At 37.6% G+C, this 23929-nt stretch carries 17 protein-coding genes; 9 read left to right on the forward strand and 8 right to left on the reverse strand.

Annotation, left to right across the window (positions count from 1 at the left end; translation table 11 throughout):
* Positions 1-254 precede the first annotated feature (254 nt).
* Positions 255-1562 carry a hypothetical protein gene (locus FHS16_RS12315; protein WP_183562423.1) on the forward strand — a complete coding sequence of 436 codons (1308 nt, stop codon included), beginning with the start codon at positions 255-257 and terminating at the stop codon, positions 1560-1562.
* Between the two features lie 53 nt (positions 1563-1615).
* Here FHS16_RS12315 and FHS16_RS12320 read toward each other — a convergent pair whose 3' ends face one another.
* The 8 genes from FHS16_RS12320 to FHS16_RS12355 all read right to left on the reverse strand — a co-directional run bounded on the left by FHS16_RS12320 (position 1616) and on the right by FHS16_RS12355 (position 7551).
* Complete coding sequence (locus tag FHS16_RS12320) at positions 1616-1795, reverse strand: helix-turn-helix domain-containing protein (protein WP_183562424.1); 180 nt, start codon at positions 1793-1795, stop codon at positions 1616-1618.
* A 444-nt stretch (positions 1796-2239) separates the two neighbouring features.
* Positions 2240-3178 (reverse strand): hypothetical protein, encoded by a 939-nt coding sequence (locus FHS16_RS12325; protein ID WP_183562426.1) that lies wholly within the window; start codon positions 3176-3178, stop codon positions 2240-2242.
* 20 nt (positions 3179-3198) lie between these two features.
* Entirely contained in the window at positions 3199-3525 is a 327-nt protein-coding gene (locus tag FHS16_RS12330) for a helix-turn-helix domain-containing protein (RefSeq protein ID WP_183562428.1), read from the reverse strand.
* A gap of 302 nt (positions 3526-3827) precedes the next feature.
* The gene (locus tag FHS16_RS12335; protein ID WP_183562430.1) at positions 3828-4127 is read right to left on the reverse strand and encodes a DUF960 family protein; all 300 of its coding nucleotides are present in this window, start codon (positions 4125-4127) and stop codon (positions 3828-3830) included.
* 78 nt (positions 4128-4205) lie between these two features.
* Positions 4206-4937: a Rad52/Rad22 family DNA repair protein gene (locus FHS16_RS12340; RefSeq protein ID WP_183562432.1), complete on the reverse strand. Its 732-nt coding sequence runs from the start codon at positions 4935-4937 to the stop codon at positions 4206-4208.
* Complete coding sequence (locus tag FHS16_RS12345) at positions 4927-5907, reverse strand: YqaJ viral recombinase family nuclease (RefSeq protein WP_183562435.1); 981 nt, start codon at positions 5905-5907, stop codon at positions 4927-4929. The genes FHS16_RS12340 and FHS16_RS12345 overlap by 11 nt, the downstream gene beginning before the upstream one ends.
* Positions 5908-5951: 44 nt before the next feature.
* Positions 5952-6560, reverse strand: coding sequence for a RadC family protein (gene radC / locus FHS16_RS12350; RefSeq protein ID WP_183562437.1), 609 nt, complete (start codon positions 6558-6560; stop codon positions 5952-5954).
* Between the two features lie 55 nt (positions 6561-6615).
* On the reverse strand, positions 6616-7551 hold the full coding sequence (locus FHS16_RS12355) for a TIGR03299 family phage/plasmid-derived protein (RefSeq protein WP_183562439.1): 936 nt from the start codon (positions 7549-7551) through the stop codon (positions 6616-6618).
* Between the two features lie 518 nt (positions 7552-8069).
* On the opposite strand from FHS16_RS12355, the gene FHS16_RS12360 reads away from it, so the two are divergent.
* The 8 genes from FHS16_RS12360 (at position 8070) to FHS16_RS12395 (ending at position 23925) form a co-directional block, all read left to right on the forward strand.
* Positions 8070-11321, forward strand: coding sequence for a helicase-related protein (locus FHS16_RS12360; protein WP_183562441.1), 3252 nt, complete (start codon positions 8070-8072; stop codon positions 11319-11321).
* Between the two features lie 22 nt (positions 11322-11343).
* Positions 11344-12090: a DUF4391 domain-containing protein gene (locus FHS16_RS12365; RefSeq protein WP_281379091.1), complete on the forward strand. Its 747-nt coding sequence runs from the start codon at positions 11344-11346 to the stop codon at positions 12088-12090.
* Positions 12091-13911, forward strand: a complete 1821-nt coding sequence (locus FHS16_RS12370; RefSeq protein ID WP_183562445.1) for a site-specific DNA-methyltransferase — start codon at positions 12091-12093, stop codon at positions 13909-13911.
* A 13-nt stretch (positions 13912-13924) separates the two neighbouring features.
* The gene (locus FHS16_RS12375) at positions 13925-16894 is read left to right on the forward strand and encodes a type III restriction-modification system endonuclease (RefSeq protein WP_183562447.1); all 2970 of its coding nucleotides are present in this window, start codon (positions 13925-13927) and stop codon (positions 16892-16894) included.
* 231 nt (positions 16895-17125) lie between these two features.
* Positions 17126-18805: a dsDNA nuclease domain-containing protein gene (locus tag FHS16_RS12380; RefSeq protein ID WP_183562449.1), complete on the forward strand. Its 1680-nt coding sequence runs from the start codon at positions 17126-17128 to the stop codon at positions 18803-18805.
* Positions 18802-19479, forward strand: coding sequence for an ABC-three component system middle component 1 (locus tag FHS16_RS12385; RefSeq protein WP_183562450.1), 678 nt, complete (start codon positions 18802-18804; stop codon positions 19477-19479). Before FHS16_RS12380 ends, FHS16_RS12385 begins: the two co-directional genes overlap by 4 nt.
* Complete coding sequence (locus tag FHS16_RS12390; RefSeq protein WP_183562452.1) at positions 19454-22414, forward strand: AAA family ATPase; 2961 nt, start codon at positions 19454-19456, stop codon at positions 22412-22414. The genes FHS16_RS12385 and FHS16_RS12390 overlap by 26 nt, the downstream gene beginning before the upstream one ends.
* A gap of 836 nt (positions 22415-23250) precedes the next feature.
* Positions 23251-23925, forward strand: coding sequence for a response regulator transcription factor (locus FHS16_RS12395; protein ID WP_183562454.1), 675 nt, complete (start codon positions 23251-23253; stop codon positions 23923-23925).
* Positions 23926-23929: the final 4 nt, after the last annotated feature.

Raw genomic sequence — 23929 nt, forward strand, 5'->3', positions numbered from 1 at the left:
TTGATACTCATATATAGGTGCACTACATAGTTCTTATGACTTTGTGTAGTGTACTAGTATTGACACAAGGGAAATATAGAAACCTTTTGATATAGGATACGTTCATGGTGTTCATCCTTTTTTAGATCTTTTGAAAGAATGAAGTAAATAAATAGTATTTAAGCTATCGGTATATAAAGTTTTTACATTGAGTAATTGACTGATTTAGAATGAACAGGATGAACACTTTATTTTTTCGGGAGGCTTGGATTCTGATGATGTCTGATATTACTCAACAGATGATCGGAGATATAATAGCTAAAGCTGAGAGTGCGATTAAAAATTTCGAACGAGACAATGAAGAATACCCGCTCTTCGAGATAGTCTATGACGAAAAAGGAAATTTCGAGGAATTGTTGTTTAATGAAAACATAATGACCTTTTTTGGGTTATTGCTTGGATGCAGAAACTTCTGGAAACTCAACAGCGATGAACCATCCCTAACTCAGCACGACTACGATGTTTTTCTCACTATGTATTTTGAAGATATAAAGATGGCGCTACTTAAGGATGCAATGGTTAATCTAACTAACTATTTTGAAGTTCAATCAGGGAGTGCCAAAATTAAAAAAGAACTGTTTTATGAAGCCAGCGACTTTAAAGAGAAGGTTGTAGAATATATATCAAAGACGGGCCTGACAGATCCGGATAAACTGATTGCAGTAATTGAAGACCATGTAGAGACTATTCATTTAAAAGTTCCGAAAATCTGTTTCCCATGGTATGCATATGCACTTTGTTTCAGCTACAAAAAATTCCCGAAATGGGATAACAGAAAAATGTTCAATATCATCAATGGTGAGTTCTTAGCACTAAAGTGGACGAGAAGTGAGTATCCAAAAGAGCAGGAAATCATGGAACAAGCACAGCGGAACTTCAAAATATTTATACAGTCCCTTGCTGGCAGTGAAGATGCTAAAATGTATAATTGTTCACTGAACTTGTTTCTATTTAATGAAGTGACTAACCTATATGACATTTACAACCTCGTCAATTTGTTCCGGGATGATTCTGGTTACATGAAGTATCAAAATCTTCGATTGGAAAATACGCAAGTAACTATTGATAAAAAACACTATAAAGAGAGAAACAAATATAAACGTGAAATGTTTAATGGTGTAGGACATATTGCGGCGATTAATTCGTTTGGAGTCAAGACATTATTGATTAATAATTATTATGTTGAGCAATTGTTCACCGATGAACGAGTTTGGGATGTTTACAATAAAATTTTTGATCTTACAAAACGATGTCTACTACAAGAAGTTAAAGAAAACCATTTGTCAAAACACAGTGAAGTATCGGGAGAAATCCGCTTAGATTATTGTGTATACTCATTGTTGAATAATGAGAAGTCGTATAAATGGCACTTAGAAGATATGCTTAAGAGTGACCTGCCGATCTATGTTCCCTCACCGGATGAAATAAAGACCCATCTTTATGAAGCTTATTCTTCTGCTTATAAAAGCTTTTATGACTGCAGGCATAAAGGCAAAGAGGGAATTAATTTGTTGAAGTACTAAAATAATCCTCTCTCCTGTAGTTGAAAACAGGAGAGAGGATTATAACAAAGATGTTAACGGGATTTTTCAATGATGTAATCGATAACGTTTTGCCGCGGAATTCGATGAATTCTACCTAACTTTACTGATTTTATTTGACCAGTATTTATTAATTGGTAAGCGGTGTTTTTTCCGATTTTCAACATATCAGCTAAATCATTAACTGTTAATATGTCTTCATAATTATCTAACATGGTTCCACTTCCCTTCGTTATATTACATTACTGTTCCCCTTGTTTCACCATAATTGATTATTATTGATTATGTAAAAATACACTTTTTGTGGTAATAAAGAAGATTTAGTGAACTAATTTGCAATTTTTAAGGCAAGTATCGAATGCTGAAATTAATGAAAAAGAGAGAGGTCATTACCTCTCCCATAGGATTACCTGTTGGTATTTCTGTGTTTAAGTCGTGCGAGAAAAGCCCTTGGTTATATATCGGACAAACTTAAACAAATACGATATTAAATAAAACGGCATTAAAGCCCAACCAATTAATACCGACAGTATAGCTTTAACAACTATATAGTTTGAGATCGTGGTGAAGATGATGAAGCTTCGCTGCAATTTAGAAATGAACAACCATCCGAAAATAGAGGAAATAACGATATATAGTTCCATTGTTTTTCCTCCAATCTATTTAACCGACAATTCGACGTATTGAATTATATTGCTGGAGTTATCTGCACTGACGATAATCGTGCTATCTGAAACCGCATCACTAGAATTGAAAAGATACTGGGTTGTGTTTTTAATGCCTTCCTTGGATTGAGTAGGGGTGCCCAATATCCGATTTGCTTTGTCCAATGAATCGGTCGGTCTTAGTCCTGCGACATTGTATACACTATCTGTGTTGATAATCACCTTTGTAACCGTATGAGATTTATTGTCTACGATGATTTGGAAGCCTTCGATAATATATAAGGTTGTCGTAGCATCTGTGCTTTTCTCCTTCAGTACAAAACTCTTCTTGATTTCCTCTTCTGTGGTCTGATTATGGAGCAAGCTGCTTATATCCAGTGCCATTGCAATTGAGCTAGAATCATACGGGCTAAGCTCAATGGCGGTAACTTTATCTTCATTTGACGTTGAGGTGAAGGTGAGCAACGCTCCTTCATTTGTAAGATAGGCTACCAGATTTCTGTTATCTTGTACTAACTGTAAACTTGGATTACCCAATCGCTTTACATGTTCTGAAAAAGTCGAGTTTAATTGAATGTCGAAAATCTTAAATGCATGAGCGGCGTTCCCTTTGACCAATTCATTTGAGAGCATAATTGAAGCTGCTTCACTATCGTTGCCATTAATGGTAAATCCGCTGTCATAGCTGTATAAATAACCCTCAGCGTCGTCTCGTACAACTTCGCTTGGCTTCCCGAACTTTTCAACGATCTCCTGCTTATTCATAGCTTGGACTTGACCAAGTTCATAGACTATCGATTCATCTGTACTATCAGAAGCAGCCAAAATGACAATAAATAATACAATAATGGCAATAACCCAGAACCACCATTTTTTTAGAATCGTTTTTTTCTTTTTGGTTTCAGATGATAAGATTGTTGCTTCATTCGACATCGTTTTTGCCTCCTCTACGGCTAGTGATTGTTTTTTTCATCATTCAAAATTCCGAGCATGTAGCGCTTAATATCATCGGGGGTAAGAATAGCAAGAAACTGTTGATTTTGGCTGTTTTGTTCACCTAATCTCGGAGAATCCTGTAGTGAAAATAAGTCAGTAATGTTGATATCCAAGGCTTTTGCAATTTTCTCTAACGTCTTTACAGTGGGATTTTTCTCGCCGCGTTCAATTTGTCCAATATAAGATGTATTCATGCCAGCAAGTAATGCAAGCTGCTCCTGGCTTAAGCCTCTTTTTTGTCGGACGAGTCGAATATTTTCGCCAATGATTTCTATATTTTTCAAGATTCTCACCCCCTATAAAACGATATTGCAATTTTCAAATATGCTCAATATGATAGACAAGCTAAATAAATGGATATAACCATCAAATAATGCTGTTGGCATTATTTGATGGTTAGCATATTGCTTATTTTTGAAAGAAGAGTGCTTTTGAAGAACTAGAGGATCGCTTTGCAACATATCTATGAACCTGCGTCACTATGTTCCGCACTTAACGGATGACCGCTATCAAGCATAGCGTCAACGTGTCTATAGCTATAATATATATATCAATCGTATAACACTGCGTTATGCTGCAAAGCGAATTAATATTCGTCAGAGCACAACATCGTACAATGCTGCTGGTCATCAACGACATAGATTTTTTTCGTTACAATTTGTCTTGCACATATGACGTATACTTGTTGAAAGGGTGGTTGCTCTTGCATATGAACGATCCTTTGCTTAGTCTTACCGTTTACCATAGTAGGACTTAGCTCAAAAACCTGAAGGAAATCTTTTTCAGGAGCATTCATTGATTCAATGAAGCACCAAAGGATAAGTTGTAAAAAGGATGGAACTTCACGACGAATCCCCTGTGTTACATATTTAGTACCAGTAAACATGACTTCATCTCCTCATTGTTCTGGAAAATGAAATGAATGGTTTGGTAACCAAACCGTTCATTCATATCCGTTTTAAAATTAAGCAGTTGCGCAGCTTCGTTTATCTTGCAGCTTTTTATGAAGTAAGTTGATGATTTGTTGATCGGAAACGCGTTCTTGTCTTTTTTTGGCATGCCATTCATCGAGACCATCGAGACTTCCTGCGAGCTCCTGCCATAATGCTTTGATTTGATTTTGAGTTGTAGTGCCCTTGCTTTTCAGTTTATCGGTCAGGTACGTTTTTTTAGTCGTGCGATTGTTTGTGGTTGAGGTGGAAGGGGGTATGGGCTCTATCCATCCTTTGTCTTGATAATAATGCTGATAGTGATCTGGTACGTTAATAGCCTGTCTTTGTCTATCCCAGGTGATAATTCCCTTGTATAAGTCGCTGGCTACGCCGATCCGGCTTGCACATTTCTTCATACCATCTGTGATCGCTGATTTAGTCGCGTCCCCCTCATTCATGCCAGGCTTCACTTGTTCGCTTCCAGCATCGATAAGTGTAATCCATTCTTTCAGTTCAGCATTATAGAAGCTGAACTGAACATATATCTTCACACGCGTATTTTTGCCGCTAGGTTCTTGTACAATTTTCTCAGTGCCATATAATCCTTCATATCTCCAATAGCCAACACCAAAAACTTCATTTAATCGCTCTGTAATGGCTTGTCCGGAAATATAGCAACGATCACCGAAGCTGTCATACTGATATTCGGCATAAGGAAATGGAGCATTCAGGCGCTGAAATAAACTTAGTACATTACTGGTCATCTCGCTCGACCTCCTTTTTGATGCTGAACTGACGGAAGTGAGTGGTCTTAAGACATTCTTGATAAACGCCAGGATTAAGCTCTTTGAGCTGTTTGCTGTCCACTCCAGTTCTGCTGCGGTTTTCCCACTTTATTTTATAGTAACCAGCGGTGCCGACCTCATGATTTCCCAATAGAGATTTAATTCTGTTTTCGAATTCATTAATGGTCGATTCTAAAACCTTGAGCTGTCGCTTGTTATCAAAATATGTTTCAATGTGCAAGAGCTCTTCCAGTGGAATGATCGTGCTGTTTTCGGCTTTAGGGTAGAGTCGATTCAATAGCTTTGTAGACGCCTCAGAGCCGTCAACAGGAGGACAGTTGCCGACAAGCACATAATGATGCCAAAAATCATAAGCTAGCCGTAGTAGCTGGTTTATGAGCTCCTCGTCACGCAAGACCTCGTACTCCCTATACTTATTACCGCCAATTAGAGTAGCGAAATAGCCCCAATCTAGGCCGGTGACGAACAAATACCATTGCAATTGTACGTAATAGTAATCAGGAATATTGCCGTTGTCCCATTCCTGACGCAAAAACTCACTTGCAGTTTTGATTTCTAGAATGCCGCGGCCACGGTTTGGGCAAATAATCATACGGTCAAGATTGCCGAGAGCCCAGCGATGTTCAGGATGGCAGTAAATGACCTTCTTTTCTGTAATTGCCCACTCTGGATGCTCGTTGGCGAATTTATCTGCAATAAGCGGCTCAAGTCGGGTACCCCATTCCGCTGCTTCACTCATTTGATCTTCCGGTGCTTCTCCAATCTTCTCAAGGTAGACATGGACAGGTGTACGCCATTTGGATATCCCACAAATGGCTGCGAGGTCGGAACCGCCAATACCGTTCCGACGATGGACGAGCCACTCTTCATAGGATAGATTTTCAGTTTCAACGAGTATTTCTGCGTGAAATTTTATGGCTGTTGACATGTTGGTATGCACCTCCAAAAATAAATGGAGGGTTAATGTGTGCGTCACATTAACCCTCGTTCTTTTAAGCTCACATATTGAGAATGACCGATGATGATATGATCGAGAACATCAATCCCGATTATGGTACCAACCTCCACTAAGCGTCTGGTAACCTCTACATCTTCTGGACTCGGCTCAGGAATGCCGCTAGGATGGTTATGGATGCAGATAATAGATGCGCTGCTACGCTTAATGGCAGGACGGAATACTTCTCTTGGGTGAACGATACTGGCATTTAAACTGCCTATAGATACGTTCTCACGAGCAATCACTAAATTTTTCGAATTGAGGAACAAACAAACGAAATGCTCCTTCTTCAGGTAACGGAATTCCGGTTCAACAAGCTTGTACACATCCGCAGGTTTACTAATTTTAAATGATGGTGGTTTTATAGATAATGACAATGTTTGAGCAAGCTTAAGCGAAGCGAGTATTTGCCGCGCTTTCATTTGCCCAATACCTTTAATTGTAATTAGCTCCTGTTCGGTCACTTCGATCAAGTCTTCTGCGGTAGGAAACCGAGTGAAAATTTCTTCAATAATGTAGCTTCCTTGCTTTTCACGCAGGGAGTTAGCGAGTAATGATTTTAATTCAAGCTGAGTTTTTTCCATGTAACGAGCAGCCTCCTTAACCCATTTTTATTCCTAGTCAGAAGTGCGTAGAGGTTCAGGCAGAAGCCAAAATCAACTCATAAGCTTTGTCGATAAGTGGATTACCCTCCATCGTGCGTAGAAACAGGTTTTCCTTATAGGATGCTGTTTCTCTGAGAGGCTTGGCATGTGTGGCAAAGTCCGATACGGCGTTTATAAAGCGGTAGCCATTTTTACCAACATGTTTTAAATCGGGAGCTTCGAAATATCTTGCCTGTAAATCGCCGCGCAACTGTTGAATATTCTTTTCTTGAAGGTTCGATGCATTGTCCGGCATTGGGAGAAGAAATTCAATATACTCCTGAACTTTATGATCTGGTGTTTTAATCTTATGAAGTTTATCCACTTGGGCTCCAAGCCTGTCCATATAAAGTTCAGCATGGAGTAATGTCTTTTTTGCTTCTTCTAATTTAGATTGGATATTACCGGTATGAATTGTCGTCCATATTCGTTTGGCATCATTGAGAGCAAGATTCAAGGTGTTCTGACAGACGATGCGAATAGGAGTCATAGCGACCTTGATGCTACCACTTCCATCGTGACTGTTGGAGAACACCATGTATGGGGAGATACGATCCCCAGCAATGATGTAGTTTTCGGGCAACTTGGCTAAGAGCCATACTTTTTTGCCGTTCTGCAAGCTACCGGCTGTCTCAAACCGTACACCTTCACCAAGCAATTCATCAGCGAATGCAAATGCTTCATGATTTTGGACAATCTTATATCTGTCCGTAACGACACCGAGCATCCGCTGGTCGGATGCTCGGATGTTTGCTTTGTAACCTGGGATTTCGGCAAAGTCTTCGGTTTGAATTGATTTTTGAATGACCGTCCAATCTAGTCCGGCTACTTGTAGAGCTTCTTCTGAACTGAGTGCGTGTTCAACTCGATTGCCGAGTCCGTGCCAAGGTGCTTCTCTTACATAAAACATAGTTTCGACATTTGCTGGCATGTAAATCATCTCCTTTTGATTGTTATAAGGATTTGCCATGGACGGCAAGTTTTCAATAGAAAGCATATAAACCGAACGTGTTATCACTGTTCGGTTTATATGCTTTTAGGTCTGTATCAAGGTAATAATATAGATTTGTATTTTTACGATATACGAAGATGTTAAAACTTTAGTCCCACTTAATAAGAGTTCTACGAGATGCGTGTGTATATTGCTTGTGAGTGGCAATGAAAACAACAGACTACTCAAGAGATCAACAGGAGAAATTGAATGATGGGAGAAATGGACATGGATGTAAATAACAAATCTATAGGCTGAGTTGGGTTGATAAATTGCTAGAGCGCTTCTAACTTGGTTAATGTCTCTCTATTTTGCGAACTTATGTTTGCTGACATGCTAGTGTCATTTGAGTTGTACATATTGTTGGAAAAAGGAGTTTCCTGTCGTTGTGGAGAATAAGTCTAAAGAACTATAAGTGAAAATGCCATAGATTTAGTACTTTTCTCAGGAGGCCTGTAATGCAGCAAATACTAGATAATCGTACAAAAGGTGCAGTTGGCGAATATCTTAAAAAGCAAATAGATAAGGGCGCGAAGCTATCTATAGTTTCGGCCTATTTTACGATCTTTGCTTTTGATGAGTTAAAGCTGCAACTTAGCAATATAAAAGATCTTCGATTTTTATTTAGTGAACCAACGTTTGTCCGCGAAGGGAATCATAAGGAGCATAAGGAATTTGAAATATTGAAACATAAGCGCGAGACAGCTATTTCTGAATTAGGGATGGAAATTCGCCTTAAGAACAATCTATCTCAAAAAAGCATAGCTACGGAGTGCGCCGAATGGATTATGAAGAAGGTTGAGATGCGATCACTCACCAAACAAGAAGCTGTACAAGGAAATACATTCCTTGTATCTAACAAGAATGGTGAGCATGCAGCTATAGTAGGAAGTGCTGATTTCACTACCAATGGGCTGGGTTATGGAACCCATACGAGCCTGGGATTCAACATGGCTACTAGTGATCATAATGTAGTTGAACAATTGCTCTCTTCGTTCGATGCAGTGTGGGACGATCCTACAATGACAACAAATGTGAAAGATCAAATCTTGGAGCAATTGTCTAACTTATTTATTGAAAATTCACCAGAATCGATCTATATGTTGACGTTGTTTCATATTTTTCGATCCTTTGTAGAAGAATCCGACGCTAACCACCGAATTCAGTCCGCTATTGGATTAGACAAAACGGAAATTTGGTCGAAACTTTATCATTTTCAGAGGGATGCGGTAATAGGTGGAATAAACAAATTAGAAAAGTTCGGTGGATGTATAATTGCAGATAGTGTTGGTCTCGGGAAAACTTTCGAAGCTCTTGCAGTTATTAAGTATTACGAGCTGAGGAATAGTCGTGTTCTCGTTCTTGCTCCAAAAAAGCTGCGTAGGAATTGGGAAGTATATAAAGGTAACGACATTAGTAACATATTGGAAAATGATAGACTTCGATATGATATTTTAAACCATACAGATTTAAGCCGAACATCGGGTAAATCAGGAGATATCACCTTAGAGACCTTGAACTGGGGGAATTATGATCTCGTAGTAATTGATGAATCACACAACTTTCGTAACAATGAACCTGCTAAGGGAAGAATGACTCGCTATGAAAAATTAATGCAAGATATTATAAAGACGGGTGTAAAAACAAAAGTGTTGCTGTTGTCAGCAACACCAGTCAATAATCGATTAAATGATTTGAAGAATCAAATCGCCTTTATAACCGAGGGGAATGATGCCGCACTAGCTAAATCAGCAGGTATTAGAAGTATCTCCTCGACTCTAAACCAAGCACAGCGTAAATTTAATGCATGGTCGAAACTGAAGGACTCGGAGCGTAAAGTGGAACGATTTCTTGATTCACTAGGAATGGACTATTTTAACCTCTTAAATACTTTAACTATTGCCCGAAGTCGGAAACACATACAGAAATATTACAACACAGAAGAGATCGGAGAATTCCCAACACGTTTAGTACCGATTAATATTAAATCTGATATTGATTTACAAAACCAATTTCCGTCTTTAGAAGTAATCAATAATACTATACGTCGGCTGAAGCTTGCACTGTACTCTCCTTTAAGTTATGTTCTACCGGAAAAAAGAAGTGAATACAGTCAGAAGTATGATAAACAAGTCGGAGATGGGAAAGGTATATTCAAACAGGTTGATCGTGAGTCAAGCCTCATTCACTTAATGCGTGTTAATCTATTAAAAAGGCTTGAAAGCTCAGTTCATTCCTTTGGATTAACTGTTAATAAAATCAAACTGGCTGTAGATAGTATGATCCACGCAATAGAACAAGGTCAAACAATGTATGACCCACAACTGAATATACTGGATTTAGAAACTGATGAGGGTCAATTAGAAGAACTTCTCATTGGTAATAAGGTTAAGGTGTTGATACAGGATCTTGATTTGATAAAACTGAAACAGGACTTGCTGGAAGATAGAAAGTATTTACAAACACTTTTCAATGCAGCTCACCAAGTTGAACCTTCAAGAGACACTAAACTTGCCGATTTGAAACAAATCATCCAACAAAAAAATCAAATACAAATTAATGAAGGAAATAAAAAGATCATAATATTTACGGCATTTTCAGATACGGCCGAATATTTATATGGACAGATAGCGCCATGGATCAAGGAACAGTATCAACTGGAATCCGCATTAATAACTGGAGATGGTCAGAAGACGACTCTAAAAGGGATTAAGACAGAATTCAACTTGTTACTGACACACTTTTCACCACTATCGAAAGGATTATCTAAGCTAAACGCTAGCACCAAAAAGGAAATTGATATCCTGATTGCAACTGATTGCATATCTGAAGGGCAAAATTTACAAGACTGTGATTATCTTATTAATTATGATATTCATTGGAACCCCGTTAGAATTATCCAGAGGTTTGGGCGAATTGACCGATTGGGTTCCGTTAACAAGGCAGTCCAACTTGTTAATTTTTGGCCAAACGTTGCATTAGACGAATATATTCAGCTAGAAGCGAGAGTAAATAATCGGATGGTCATGTTGGATATCTCTGCAACAGGTGAAGAAAACATTATTGTTGTTGATGGTAAAAGCAGCATGAATGATTTAGAGTATCGTCGTAAACAGCTCCAACAACTCCAAACGGAGGTGTTGGATTTAGAGGATCTGTCTGGAGGGATTTCAATCACAGATCTAACATTAGACGACTTTAAGATGGATCTTGCACTATTCATACAGGAGTACCCAAAGAAACTGGAATCAATGCCTACGGGGGTACATGCGCTTGTTCCAATACCCGACAAGGTGAAAAATGAGTGCGTCCCTGGAGTCGTATTCTGTTTGAAGCAAACGACAAACTCCAACAGGGATATTGAATCATCGGGAATATATCCTTATTATCTGGTTTATGTTTCGGATCAAGGAGATATACATTTAACCCATACATCAGCCAAAGCAATATTAGATTTATACAAAGGTCTCTGCAATGGTGAAGAACAAGTATATCGCGATCTTTGTGATGTATTCAACAATGAAACAAAAGATGGCGCGAAAATGGATGTATATACCGAACTGTTGGAGCAAGCTGTAACCAGTATAATTGGAGTTAACGAAGAAAAGGGATTGCAGTCTTTATTTTCACTAGGTGGGACATCAATTTTGGGGGATAAAATAAATGGCCTAGATGATTTTGAACTGCTGTCTTTTCTAATCATAAAGTAGGTGTCTTATGCTGAAAAGTATTATGAATTGGCTTTCGATCCCAAAGTCCGGATTAGTAAATCGCCGGATACCCAAGAGTATGTTCTATGAACAAGCTGTATTCAGTAAACAAGAAAAACAGATATTCACCGATTATTTGGACTCAATTCGAATCATTGGATTATTAAATCAAGATGTAATGTCAGCTCAACCACTTGTTTCAGCAGACATAAATTATACTGATATATCTGTACTACTCGTTCAAATAAAAGATATGGAAAAATGCAAGAAAATTTCTAAATTGATTCATAAGAGCATTCCCTATCCTGTATTAATGTTTCTTTATAATGAAGAGCAAGTTATTGTCTCAACTGCCTTGAAACGAATTCATCATGTTAAAAAAAGTGAATCAGTTGTTGATGAAATAGCGTTATCGCATGAGATTAACGTAAATGGACTCCAAGAAGCGGATCAGGCCTTTGTATCGAAACTCCATCTGGAGACGCTTCCCTATACTAATTTTTATAGGTTATACCAAGAGATTCATTATCGAATAAAAATTACTAAAGTGATTGATTTTACTGGAGTCTATCCTGTTAATCTTGGTGCAGCTGCTATAATACTGCAACGGTTAGATCAAGTTCTTTCACTATCAGAAGAAATAAAAAAGCTAAGAGGCCAATTAAGCACGGAAAAGAACTTTGCTAAGAAAATGGACCTACATGTAATAATTACAATACAAGAAAAGCAATTATCGGCTATAATTGAACAATTGAAAGAGGTGTGCTAAATGCAAAAGTTAGATGGAAAAACAATGGACTTGGTTGCTGAAAATGTCCGAAAAATGAGAGAGTTATTTCCAGAGGTATTCACCGAGGACAAGATTGATATAGATAAATTTCTTCTTGTTATGGGAGACAATATCGAAAAGTCACAAGAAAGATATGAGTTTAATTGGAACGGTAAGACACAAGCGATGAAGCTGGCGCAGAAGTCATCCACTGGGACGCTACGTCCCTGCAAAGAAGAGAGTAAGAATTGGGATACGACGGAAAATCTGTATATTGAAGGTGACAACTTAGAAGTGCTGCGTCTTCTTCAGAAAGCATACCATAAAAAGGTGAAGATGATATATATCGATCCGCCATATAATACAGGTAATGATTTTGTCTATAAAGATGATTTCAGAGACAACATCAGTAGGTATAAAGAACAAACAGGACAGATGATGAAATCTAATGCAGAAACATCGGGGAGATATCATACTGATTGGCTAAATATGATGTATCCTAGATTACGTCTTGCTAAGAGTTTGCTGCAAGAAGATGGGATAATATTCGTTAGTATTGATGATCATGAATTCAATTCCTTAAAAAGGATAATGGATGAAATATACGGAGAAGAAAATCGGATTGAAACTATAGTTTGGAAAAAGAGCTATGGCGGAGGGGCAAAGGAAAAATATCTTGTTACTGTGCATGAGTACATTCTGATGTATGCAAAAGATATCACTATGATAGATCCGTTGTGGTTATCCCCTGATGCTGAAGCTGAACAAAAATACTATCACTTCAAAGACGAGTATTTTGAGACATTAGGACCATTTAGGGTGAAACCAATGGAAGCTACAAAGAGTATGGATAAGAGAGAAAATCTTATATACCCGATTCCTGCTCCAGATGGGACTGAGATATGGCCTAAGCGACAATGGTGGTGGAGTAAAGATAGGGCATATAAAACATTAAAAGAAGGAAAACTATATTTTGCTAAAAATGCTGACGATGAATGGTCAGTTCAATATAAACAATATTTGAAAACGGAAGATGGAGAAGAACGCGGTGCCAAGGCATTTTCTATTATTGAAGGTATATACACACAAGCAGGTAGTAAAGATTTAACTGAACTATTTGGTGAAAATAGACCGTTTCAGTTCCCTAAGCCAGTAGCATTAATTCAGAAACTATTAGACCTTTGTACTTCAAGTAATAATTCAGATATTATTTTAGACTTTTTCTCAGGATCAGGATCAACTGCACATGCAGTATTGGAACAAAATTATCGAGATGCTGGAAATAGGAAGTTTATTATGGTGCAGTTAGATGAGCAAACAATAGATAACTCTATTTTCAATAATATCTGTGAAATCGGTAAAGAACGTATTCGCTTAGCGGGCAACAAGATTGTTGCTGATACGGGAATAGCTGATCTGGATACAGGTTTTAAAGTTTTTAAACTAGACTCTTCCAATCTTAAGGTGTGGAATTCAGAATCATCAAATATAAGTCATGATCTAATCGAATTAATGAACCCGATTAAGGATGACCGTACTCAAGATGATGTCCTTTACGAGATAATGCTGAAGTATGGAATCGGTCTTACTATGTCAATTGAAGTGATAGATGTAAGTGGAAATAGAGTGGCTTCTGTCGGAATGGGGTATATGCTCGTTTGTCTCGATGATAATTTAACGCTTGACGTGATTGAAGGGATCGCCAAGATGAAACCAAAACGTGCGGTGTTTAGTGACGCGGGCTTCCAAGATGATAATGTGAAAACAAATGCTGTGCAGTTATTAAGAAAATATGGTGTGGAAGATTTTAGGGCAATTTAGCGAGGTGATATAATTGAAGATTAAATTCGATGCAGACCAGCAATATCAAAAGGATGCCGTCCAATCTATCGTAGATCTATTTGATGGACAAACAGTGAAGACATCCCATTTCACAGTATCGTTAGATAATCAAGTAAGTATGAGCGAAACTGATCTAGGGTTTGCTAACAAATTAGACTTACTGGAAGAAGAAATTATAAAGAATGTTCAAACTATTCAATTACGTAATGCGTTACCAAAGAGTATAACCATAAATGAGAGTGGTGCGTTTAATTTTACAATTGAGATGGAAACAGGAACTGGAAAAACCTATGTATATTTACGTACAATCTATGAATTAAACGAGCGATACGGATTTAGTAAATTTATTATTGTAGTTCCAAGTTTAGCTATTCGGGAAGGTGTATATAAATCTCTTCAGATGACCGAAGAACATTTCGGGAATTTATACGAGAATCAGAATTGTGATTATTTCATATACGATTCATCCAAGCTTGGCCAATTACGTACCTTTGCAACTAGTTCGGATATTCAAATTATGATCATTAACATCGATGCTTTTCGTAAAAGTTTTAACGATCCTGAGAAACAAGATAAAGCAAATATCATTCATCGGGAAAACGATAGAATGAGTGGTCGTAAGCCAATTGACTTTATAAGTCAGACAAATCCAATTGTGATTATCGATGAACCACAGAGTGTAGATAATACGGACAAAGCTAAGGAAGCTATAGCTTCCTTAAATCCTTTGTGTGTGCTAAGGTATTCAGCTACTCATAAAGAGAAATATAACCTCATGTACAGACTTGACCCGGTTGATGCGTATCAGAAAAAACTAGTTAAGCAAATTAAAGTTACCTCCATCAAAACGATGGACAATTTCAATAAACCCTACTTGAAATTAGTAAGTGTAAGCCGTAGTAATGGCTTTAAAGCAGTGTTGGAAATGGATGTGAAGCGCTCTAACGGTACAGTTGCAAGAATGACCAAGACAGTTAAACAGAATGATGATTTGTTCGATAAGTCTAGTGAACGTGATTTATACAATGGTTATATTGTCTCTAATATAGATTGTTATGATGGCAATGAATCAATAGAGTTTACCAACGGGATAATTTTAGCTTTGGGACAAGTAACCGGAGATATTGATGAGGATGAGATGAAACGTGCTCAAATTCATGCAACAATCGAAGAAAACCTGAACAAAGAAAGGAAACTTGTTCCGCTTGGCATTAAAGTGTTAAGCCTTTTCTTTATTGATCGAGTCGAACATTATCGCAGTTATGACGATGAGGGTAACCCGGTTAAGGGAAAGTACGCGATCATGTTTGAAGAAGAGTATAACAAACTTATACAATTACCTAAGTATCAATCTCTGTTCAAGGACGCAGAGTATATGCTCAACTATGATCCTGAGCAAGTGCATAATGGATATTTCTCTATTGATGGAAGAGGTAAATTGAAAGATACCCGCGGCAACACGGAAGCAGATAATAGTACTTATAACTTAATCATGAAAGATAAGGAAAGACTACTGAGCTTTGAAACGCCGCTAAGATTTATCTTTTCACATTCTACACTAAAAGAAGGTTGGGATAACCCTAATATATTTCAGGTTTGTACATTAATTGAAGCATCCGATACGTTCACGAAACGGCAAAAGATTGGCCGCGGACTCCGTTTGGCAGTAAATCAGGATGGGGATCGGATATATGATAGTAACCTCAATATATTAACAGTTATCGCCAATGAGTCATTTGAGGAATTTGCGGAAAATCTGCAAAAAGAAATAGAGGATGAAACGGGAGTCAAGTTTGGCATTGTCGAGAAGCACTCTTTTGCCAATATGGTTGTCACAGATGATTCTGGACAAACAACGAATTTAGGGTTTGAACAATCCGAACTGATTTGGAAACACCTTTATACCAATAAATTGGTACAGAAGAATGGAAAAGTAACAGATGAGCTGAAGAAAAAAATCAATGAGGAGCTCTTTGAGTTACCTCAAGAATACAAAGCACTGGAACAACAAGTAATTGAGGTGATCCGCAGGTCGGTCGCTAAATTGGAAATTAAAGATGGGCGGAAAGAAATACAGCTTCAGTTAAACAAGCAAGTCTACTTAAGTCCTGAGTTTGAGCTTCTATGGGAAAAGATAAAACATAAAACAACCTACTCGGTTAAAATGGATATTGAAACTTTAGTCAAACATTGTGTCGACGAGATAAGCTATATGCCTGAAATAAAATCATCTAGTTTAGTACGAACAGATGCCCAAATATACGTAAAAAAATCAAGTGTGGAAGGCAAACTTACAAGTACGAAGATCATGGAAAGATTACAAATTGAAGCGCCTCTCCCGGACTTATTAAGGTTTATCCAAGATGAGACGAGACTCACTCGGAAGACTATTGTTGAGATACTAATACAGGCTAACCGTTTTGACGACTTTAAGAGTAATCCGCAAAAATTTATGGAGGTAGCTACAGATATTATTCGTAAAAATATGAAAAGAATGGTAACGAGTGGAATCAAATATGAAAAGATAGCAGGGCAAGAGTATTATAAACAAGAGATTTTCGAGTCTCAGGAATTACTCGGATACTTAGATTCAAATGCATTTAAGGTTGACAAGTCGGTATACTCACATATAATTTACGATTCCGAGATTGAGCGAGCTTTTGCCGAAAAAATGAATGCAGATGACGATGTGAAGTTGTTTGCCAAATTACCATCAACATTCAAAATCGAAACCCCAATTGGAAATTACAATCCAGACTGGGCGGTCGTGATTGATCAAGATGGTAGCGAAAAGCTATTCTTCATTATTGAAACCAAAGGAACGATTGATAACGATCAATTGCGAATGTTTGAAAGTTCAAAAATCGCGTTTGGACGTCAACATTTTGAAGCTTTGAAATCTGGGGTAGAGTATGTATTAGCCAATGATTATATTGAGTTTAAACAATCTGATCATTTTTGAGGGATAATTAGTTGAACTTACAAATCACTTTAATTATTTCGAATTGATTTAAGAGAGCATCACAATATGTAATATAAATAGCTGTGTCGTTTGCCTCGGTGAACGATACAGCTATTTCCTATAGTTGAAGAGTTGGACATTACTTCTTAAACTTCATTGCGAGCGAATGGAGGGATTTACCTAAATCTGTCGAAGTTTGTAGTATCCTAATATAAGCAGGTGAATTCGCGCATGAGCATATCCTCCACAATTAAGATAGATGTAGAACAAGGGGAGTTTACAGAAAAGGTAAACTTATGGATGAGAAATAATTATGATAAATGTGAAAATGAAAGTGAATACGAAGAGGATATTAATGCGTTATTACAAGGATATAAAACTGAGCTCGGTGGGCTTGTTGCAATTCGGGGTTTTGTATATCAATATTATGTGGCCATTTATTATATGCTGAAAATGCTGCATAAAAGGGATGCTTGGTGGCATAGCGTCGTTTTTGAACTTATGGACGACATAACACTACTTGGAGAGAATCAAGTTCGATTTGTTCAAGTTAAAACAGTGAAAGAAGAAGGAGAGGTTAATAATTTCACTCCTGCAGTTTTGTATAAGAGAGAGAAGGGAGAGATTGGGAGTTGGCTAGACAAGCTCTTCTTAAATTTCGCTGATTTTAATAGTATTTACAGAGATAAATTTATTGGTGCTGAAATTAATGATATCGTTGTTGAATTCGAGATCGCAACAAATAATACTTACAATAAAGAATTGAATGTGTATTCAGATAATGCTGCATTTTACATAAGCGATAATAATAAATTAAGCAAGTTGTCAACGAAATTAGCTGATCCTTGTAAAGTATCTGGTTCTAAGTTACACGACAAAGTAGGCAAGGAAGTTACATGGTGCTTGTCTCGCTTTCGATTGCACCACATGAATAGTTTTATGGTTCTGAAGGACCAAATTATTAATATTATTAAGGAGATAAGCAAGCAGGACTCCACGGATGTCTCCGAGCATATACTAAATCATATCTTTTATCACGTTATGGAAAGAACCCATAACGATAAGGTAGCAGATGTAAAACAATTTGTTTTTACTAAAGATGAAGTTCAACAATTGATTCAACGTTTAAGACCAGCAGCTGTACGAGATGCTAGAGAATACTTGCATAAACAAGATATTCAATCAAAGTTTATACAATGCATAGACGAGCTGCGGAATGATTTTAAGCAAATTCCGTCTCTAGTTAAAATTGAATTACTTCAGACATTGACGTGGATTCAAGATGAGTTCGTGAAAAAGTCGAATCATGATGTCTCTGTGTATGTAAGATTTCTACATTTGCTATTTGACATGACAAGTAGCGGCTCAGAACGGAGTATAAAAAATTCAACAGAACTTACTGCTCTAAAAAAATCACTAGAAATGATAACACTTTGCTTAACCTTTTACGTTGATAGGCAATTCTTGCTTTCAGACGCTCGAATGATTACTAAGCAAGGGAAAAATCAACATACAGACTTGAAAATATTCACTCTTTTTCATGCAAACGAGTCTGGATACTTCGATGATATTTGCAAAAAAGTAAATGATGTTGTGGATACTTGTCCTATTCTTCAGCGTATTCATGAACAATTCTATTGTCTTATCTTAGGTTCTAAAAAGCGCAGTTCGTTAAGGAAACGACTAGGAGTTACTAATATAACAGATGATTTTCAAGAACCGGAAAAAATAGAAATTACAGATAAACCGTCCTTAATTAAGTACTATGATCCAGAATTCTTGGATGATGTGCAGGATTATTTCTATAGCTTGGATGATGAACTTTCCTTGCGTAATTCAGAGACAATTGACTCTTGGCATGACTTTTTGGAAACGAAAGGTAACTTAATGCTGAGGAAAGGGGTTATATGATGATCGAAGAGGTTCGTAATATTCTTCAAGTGAAAGGTGGATTTCGCCTCTTGTTTGTAGATGTTGGAGGCCGAGAACTATTATTCGAATCGCACGATTCCAGGTTAGATTACTTGGAGAGTGAGCTATTACAGAGAAGTTTCAGGGATAATGGGCTAGAAGCTTGGATCAATGATCATCGCATAGCCGTCACAAAAGTGTATGAAAGCTTTACATATTTTAAGGAGTCTTGGAAGGATAATCAAATTGTAATATCAAATCTGCTTAACCATCTTCCACTAAAGTATAAAAACAATTTATATTTTTTGATCATACTTGAATTTGATTCGGAACAAGATTTGAGTAATGAATTGCAAATGGAGAAAAATAAGGCGGAGAAAAACGCGAAATACTGCAGAAAGTATATTCTTCAAGATGAAGATGATCTCGAAAGAATTCCTTTTTTTCATGATGTTGAGAATAGGAATGCAGATTCCTTTTCTTATGAAAATAAATTTATTGAACTACTAATTCATGATTCACATGGGCTTGATCCCAGTATAATCCAAGTTATTAATGATTATTTCAAACCTGAAATGCGGACACTTCTTCAAGATAAGTCAAAATTGAAATTAACAATTGAGAAGAGATTTGGAGGTGAGATAGGCCATGCAGTTACTCCAGATGAGTATTGAAAACTTCCGAATTTTTTATGGGAAACATACTTTCTCCTTTAAAGACAAGAAGTTAGTTATCCTTAGAGGATTGAATGGTCATGGGAAAAGTAGTTTCTTTGATGCTATAGAATGGTGCTTGACAGGTGATATTCAGCGGTATGTAGGATCTGCCGAGCGTCAAAAGTTCCATTATATCGTTCATCAATCTTTGTTTTCTCAAAGTGCTTCTGCCAATCATATAGGGCCTCAAGCAAGTGTAGAAGTATGGATTAAAAAGAGTGATGATGAGTACTTCACGATTAAGCGTGTCTATCACGCTCAAAAAAAAATACCCAAGCCAATTTTTATTGACGGTATAGCGTATGCTGTCAAACCAGGAAACCAGAAAATTCGTGATTTTTTGTTACATACTTTAATCGAGAATTATGGAGAGAATAAAAAAGAAGTATCAAAAGTGGAACTCCCTTTGCTACTTGCCTCAACACAGTTTTTATCTCAAGATCAGCTTCAAGCGTTCGTATCCGCGAAAAAGCCACAGGAACGTTATGCAGTTCTTGAAAAAGTGCTTGGTATTCAGAAGTATGGATCAGAATTCCAGCAATACATAAAGAATGTGAAAGAAGTAGTGGAAGGTCAAAAGGAGGCTGTTTCTAAAGAAATCAAGAGTAAGAGTGAGCAAGTAAAAATCAAGCAAGGCATCGCCGATACAAAAGAAGATTTATTGAATAAAATTGGTGGTGAAACTGAAGAAACTTTTCTTGAAAAGATTGCAGTATTTATAGGCAAAATTAATGAGGCTGAAATTGGATTGCCTCAGGTTCAACTACAGACCCTTACAGATTCTACTCAAACAATGCTCTTGGAGTATCGTAAGCTGCTTCAGGAACGTACAATTGCATCTGAATCAAAGCGCAGGCTATTACAGGAATTTGAAACCGTTCTTTCTCTTTCAGATATAGATTGTGAAAATAGATTATTGGAGTTAACGGATTATTTGGAAGGGTTAAATAAAAAATCGATTGATTATGAATCAAAAAAACAAAGAGCTATTAATAAACAAGTCGAACTGAACTCGTTAAAGGGTTATAGGACTCATTATCGGGAAACGATTTTATTGGCTAACAACCTCCGAGAAAATATAAAAGAAAAAAGAGATGCTCAAGAGCAGATCCTTAAAAATCCTACTTTGTTAACAGTTATTCAACTGTATAATGATTTAGAGAAATTTCAACATTCTTACGCTGATCAGTTAAATCAGTATAATCGGTTGCAAGAATATTTGCTGGTACTGGAGAAGGAAAAGAAAATACAGTCGATAACAAATACTTTAGATCAAATAAAACAAAGACTAGCGACAGATTCTATTCTTCTGGAGCAGAAAAATAATAACGTTATTCGATTGAGGGAAAAGAAAAAGCAAATTGAGCAGATGGTTGAAGATCATAAAAATGATACTGTTGCGCAAATGATTCATAATGTGCAAAGTTATTTGTTGCATGAAGATGATGAATATGCCCCATGCCCAGTATGTGGATCGCCATTTTTAGAGCCTTCTTCCTTACATGATGCGATTAAGCTTCAACTAGAAGAAACAAACAAAGCACTGGATAAAAATGATGTTGATCTTCGTGAATTAAACACCGAATTGAATACTTCAGAAGCAGAAGAAGCGGATTTATCACGAGTGATGTCTGGTCTGATTCGTCAAAGGGATACATTAATCAATCAATTACAGCAGGAAGAGGTCGCCGCGGCGAGTGACCGAGCAAAAATTCCAGTAGACATACAGCAATTTAATGAGGAGCAAGTTAGGGGGCAGACAATAAAGCTACTTGAGCGTTTAAATCTAAATGAGGCCGCATTTAATCTTTGTCTTGCGTTAGAGAGACTTGAAGCAGAAATTGATCCGATGGCTGCACAAGAAGTTACACTTTCGCAAACACTCCAAGATCTGCGGAAAATAGCTGAGAAACGTGTTAGATGGTTATCAACGGAAGGTGTTATTGAACATCGACTACAGCGACTTGATATGTACTTACTTCGCTTAAAAGATGCTGAGAACCATGTCTCATCACAGAAAGTTCAATGGAATGCGAAGCTAAGGGAAGTAGAGAACCAGAAGCGCGAAAAAGAATTGAAGTTGATCGAAATTCGTAACTTTATACCGGGTTTTACAGTGGAAGAACGACAATCACAATTGGACCCAATAATACGTCGCATTGATCTTTTAAGGAATTGGGATGCAGAGCTGGAAGAGCAGTTACTTAAGATAGAGGCGTTTTTATCTCGAAGTAATATTATGGCACTAAAAAATGAGTTATCAGTAATGGTGCTTGAGTTGACAAGGGAAGAAGATAACAGCAAGTATTACGAAGGATTATTAGATCAATTGAAACAGTTGGATGAAGATCATGGGAAGATACAAAGTGAATTGATGAACGAGTACTTGCAGAGTTATAGTGAGAAAATAGACGAATTGTTTATGCAAATTAGTCCTCATGCATTTTTTAGGCACGTTCATTTAGTTCCTAAAGAAGGCGAACTTTATATAGTGGTTAGCGATAAAAAAGAGCACGACTTATCTAAGCTTTCTCCAGAAGAGCTTGAAAAGCGTTTTAATGCAAGCTTAACATTTAGTTCGGCTCAATCTAATGTCCTAGCTATATGTATTTTCTTGGCGCTTGGACTTTCTCAAGAATGGACACCGCTTCGAACGATAGGAATAGACGACCCGTTTCAGAATTTGGATGACATTAATGTCTTTTCTTTCTTGGATGTGCTTAGTCAAATTTTATTGGATAAGCAGGTTATTATCAGCACACATGATGATAAGTTTGCTAATCTGATTAGATTCAAAAGTAGCTTGGAAAGTCATCAAATAACGGAGATATGGCTTGAATCATATAGTAAGGAAGGCATCTCTATCCAATCTGATTGTTTGGTTGGAGAATAAGTTAACGAAAAGATCCATTGAGTTAATGGTTGAGAGACACCACTTAATGAAGCAGAGCTATTTTGTTAGTAGCGTAAAATAGCTTTAAAAAAACAAATACGCGACCTGCAAGAGGAGAACGAAATCTTAAAAAAAGCGATGCACTTCCTCGCGAAAGACCGTTGGTAAAGTTAAAGTATGAGTTTATCCACAAACACAGCACCGAGTACCGACTGGAGAAGATGTATGATTGCCCACAACGTGCCCACATGTTGCCCACATGTTGCCCACAAACTCTATCCACACATCATACTCACACGGATTTATTGAACTAATTTCTGAAAATTATCAGATAAAATCGCCAGAAAAAGACTGAAAAAACACATAAAATCGTATTTGTCTCATGGGCGGCATGATGTAAACTAACCTGGAATCCCTTGCCCAGCAAGGGATCTCAAGTTAGAAAGCGTCATTTGACCACATTTTGACCACATAAATAAAAAATAGGCTTCTCACGAGTTCACATCGAACTTTGTGAGAAGCCTATTTTATTAGCGTTGCAAAGTTAATCCAGCATTTGGTTATGCTTCTTGTGATATCACTATAGACCTTTAGCGCAAGACCATACTTTTGTCGTGCACGGTCTTGTTTTTGTAGGCGTGTAAATTACTAGTTAGAATCCGCTAAAGCTGCAAGGGGAGTGGGAGTTCTACGGGTTTGTGAATAAAGCAAAATCTTAAAGATTCCTTTACATTTCATAACTAGTCCGACCTTCCATGCTAAGATAGGTGTTAAATTCCAACATCCTGTCGATTGAGAAGAAGGAAGGTGACAGTAGGACGGACACACACAAAATTATGATCGTCGATGATGATCCCCATATATGTGAGATTGTTCAGGCGTATTGTGAGCGGGAGGGCTTCATATCCGCATGCAGTCATAATGGGGAAGATGCTATGAAGCTGTTTGCATCGTTCGAGCCGGATTTGATTGTACTGGATGTGATGCTGGCTAATGGCAACGGCATAGATTGGTGCAAGGACGCACGCAGCTATACAAATGCGCCGATCGTATTTCTAAGCAGTCATGAAGAGGACGAGATCAAAATTAGTGCATTAACCTATGGCGGCGCCGATTATATAACCAAGCCGTTCAGTCCGGGAGTACTCATGGCCAAGATTAAGGCTCATCTTCGCCGAGTATCGACGGGCAGAAGGGAACAACTGCTAGAGTTGCCGAGTTTGACGCTGGATTACTATGCGCAGACCGTCAGCATGGGGAGTAAATCGGTCTACTTATCGAAGAAAGAGTTCAGCCTGCTATCCTACATGGCGCAAAACGTCAATCGTGCCGTCACTGTTGATGCGTTATTCCAGCTCATCTGGGGAATGAAGAGTTTAGAGGATACGAGAACAGTGGCGGTACATATCAGCAATTTACGTAAAAAAATCGAGGCAGACCCCGCTAATCCTGAGACAATTATTACGGCTCGAGGGATTGGCTACATGCTGGTTGATCGTGGCATGACCTAGATAA

Source organism: Paenibacillus endophyticus (assembly GCF_014192395.1).
GTDB classification, from domain to species: domain Bacteria; phylum Bacillota; class Bacilli; order Paenibacillales; family Paenibacillaceae; genus Pristimantibacillus; species Pristimantibacillus endophyticus.

Bases quoted from the DNA above. Each gene is read 5' to 3' on its own strand.
- FHS16_RS12315 (WP_183562423.1), top strand. From the start codon at position 255: ATGATGTCTGATATTACTCAACAGATGATCGGAGATATAATAGCTAAA.
- FHS16_RS12320 (WP_183562424.1), bottom strand. From the start codon at position 1,795: ATGTTAGATAATTATGAAGACATATTAACAGTTAATGATTTAGCTGAT.
- FHS16_RS12325 (WP_183562426.1), bottom strand. From the start codon at position 3,178: ATGTCGAATGAAGCAACAATCTTATCATCTGAAACCAAAAAGAAAAAA.
- FHS16_RS12335 (WP_183562430.1), bottom strand. From the start codon at position 4,127: ATGTTTACTGGTACTAAATATGTAACACAGGGGATTCGTCGTGAAGTT.
- FHS16_RS12340 (WP_183562432.1), bottom strand. From the start codon at position 4,937: ATGACCAGTAATGTACTAAGTTTATTTCAGCGCCTGAATGCTCCATTT.
- FHS16_RS12345 (WP_183562435.1), bottom strand. From the start codon at position 5,907: ATGTCAACAGCCATAAAATTTCACGCAGAAATACTCGTTGAAACTGAA.
- radC (WP_183562437.1), bottom strand. From the start codon at position 6,560: ATGGAAAAAACTCAGCTTGAATTAAAATCATTACTCGCTAACTCCCTG.
- FHS16_RS12355 (WP_183562439.1), bottom strand. From the start codon at position 7,551: ATGCCAGCAAATGTCGAAACTATGTTTTATGTAAGAGAAGCACCTTGG.
- FHS16_RS12360 (WP_183562441.1), top strand. From the start codon at position 8,070: ATGCAGCAAATACTAGATAATCGTACAAAAGGTGCAGTTGGCGAATAT.
- FHS16_RS12365 (WP_281379091.1), top strand. From the start codon at position 11,344: ATGAATTGGCTTTCGATCCCAAAGTCCGGATTAGTAAATCGCCGGATA.
- FHS16_RS12370 (WP_183562445.1), top strand. From the start codon at position 12,091: ATGCAAAAGTTAGATGGAAAAACAATGGACTTGGTTGCTGAAAATGTC.
- FHS16_RS12380 (WP_183562449.1), top strand. From the start codon at position 17,126: ATGAGCATATCCTCCACAATTAAGATAGATGTAGAACAAGGGGAGTTT.
- FHS16_RS12385 (WP_183562450.1), top strand. From the start codon at position 18,802: ATGATGATCGAAGAGGTTCGTAATATTCTTCAAGTGAAAGGTGGATTT.
- FHS16_RS12390 (WP_183562452.1), top strand. From the start codon at position 19,454: ATGCAGTTACTCCAGATGAGTATTGAAAACTTCCGAATTTTTTATGGG.
- FHS16_RS12395 (WP_183562454.1), top strand. From the start codon at position 23,251: ATGATCGTCGATGATGATCCCCATATATGTGAGATTGTTCAGGCGTAT.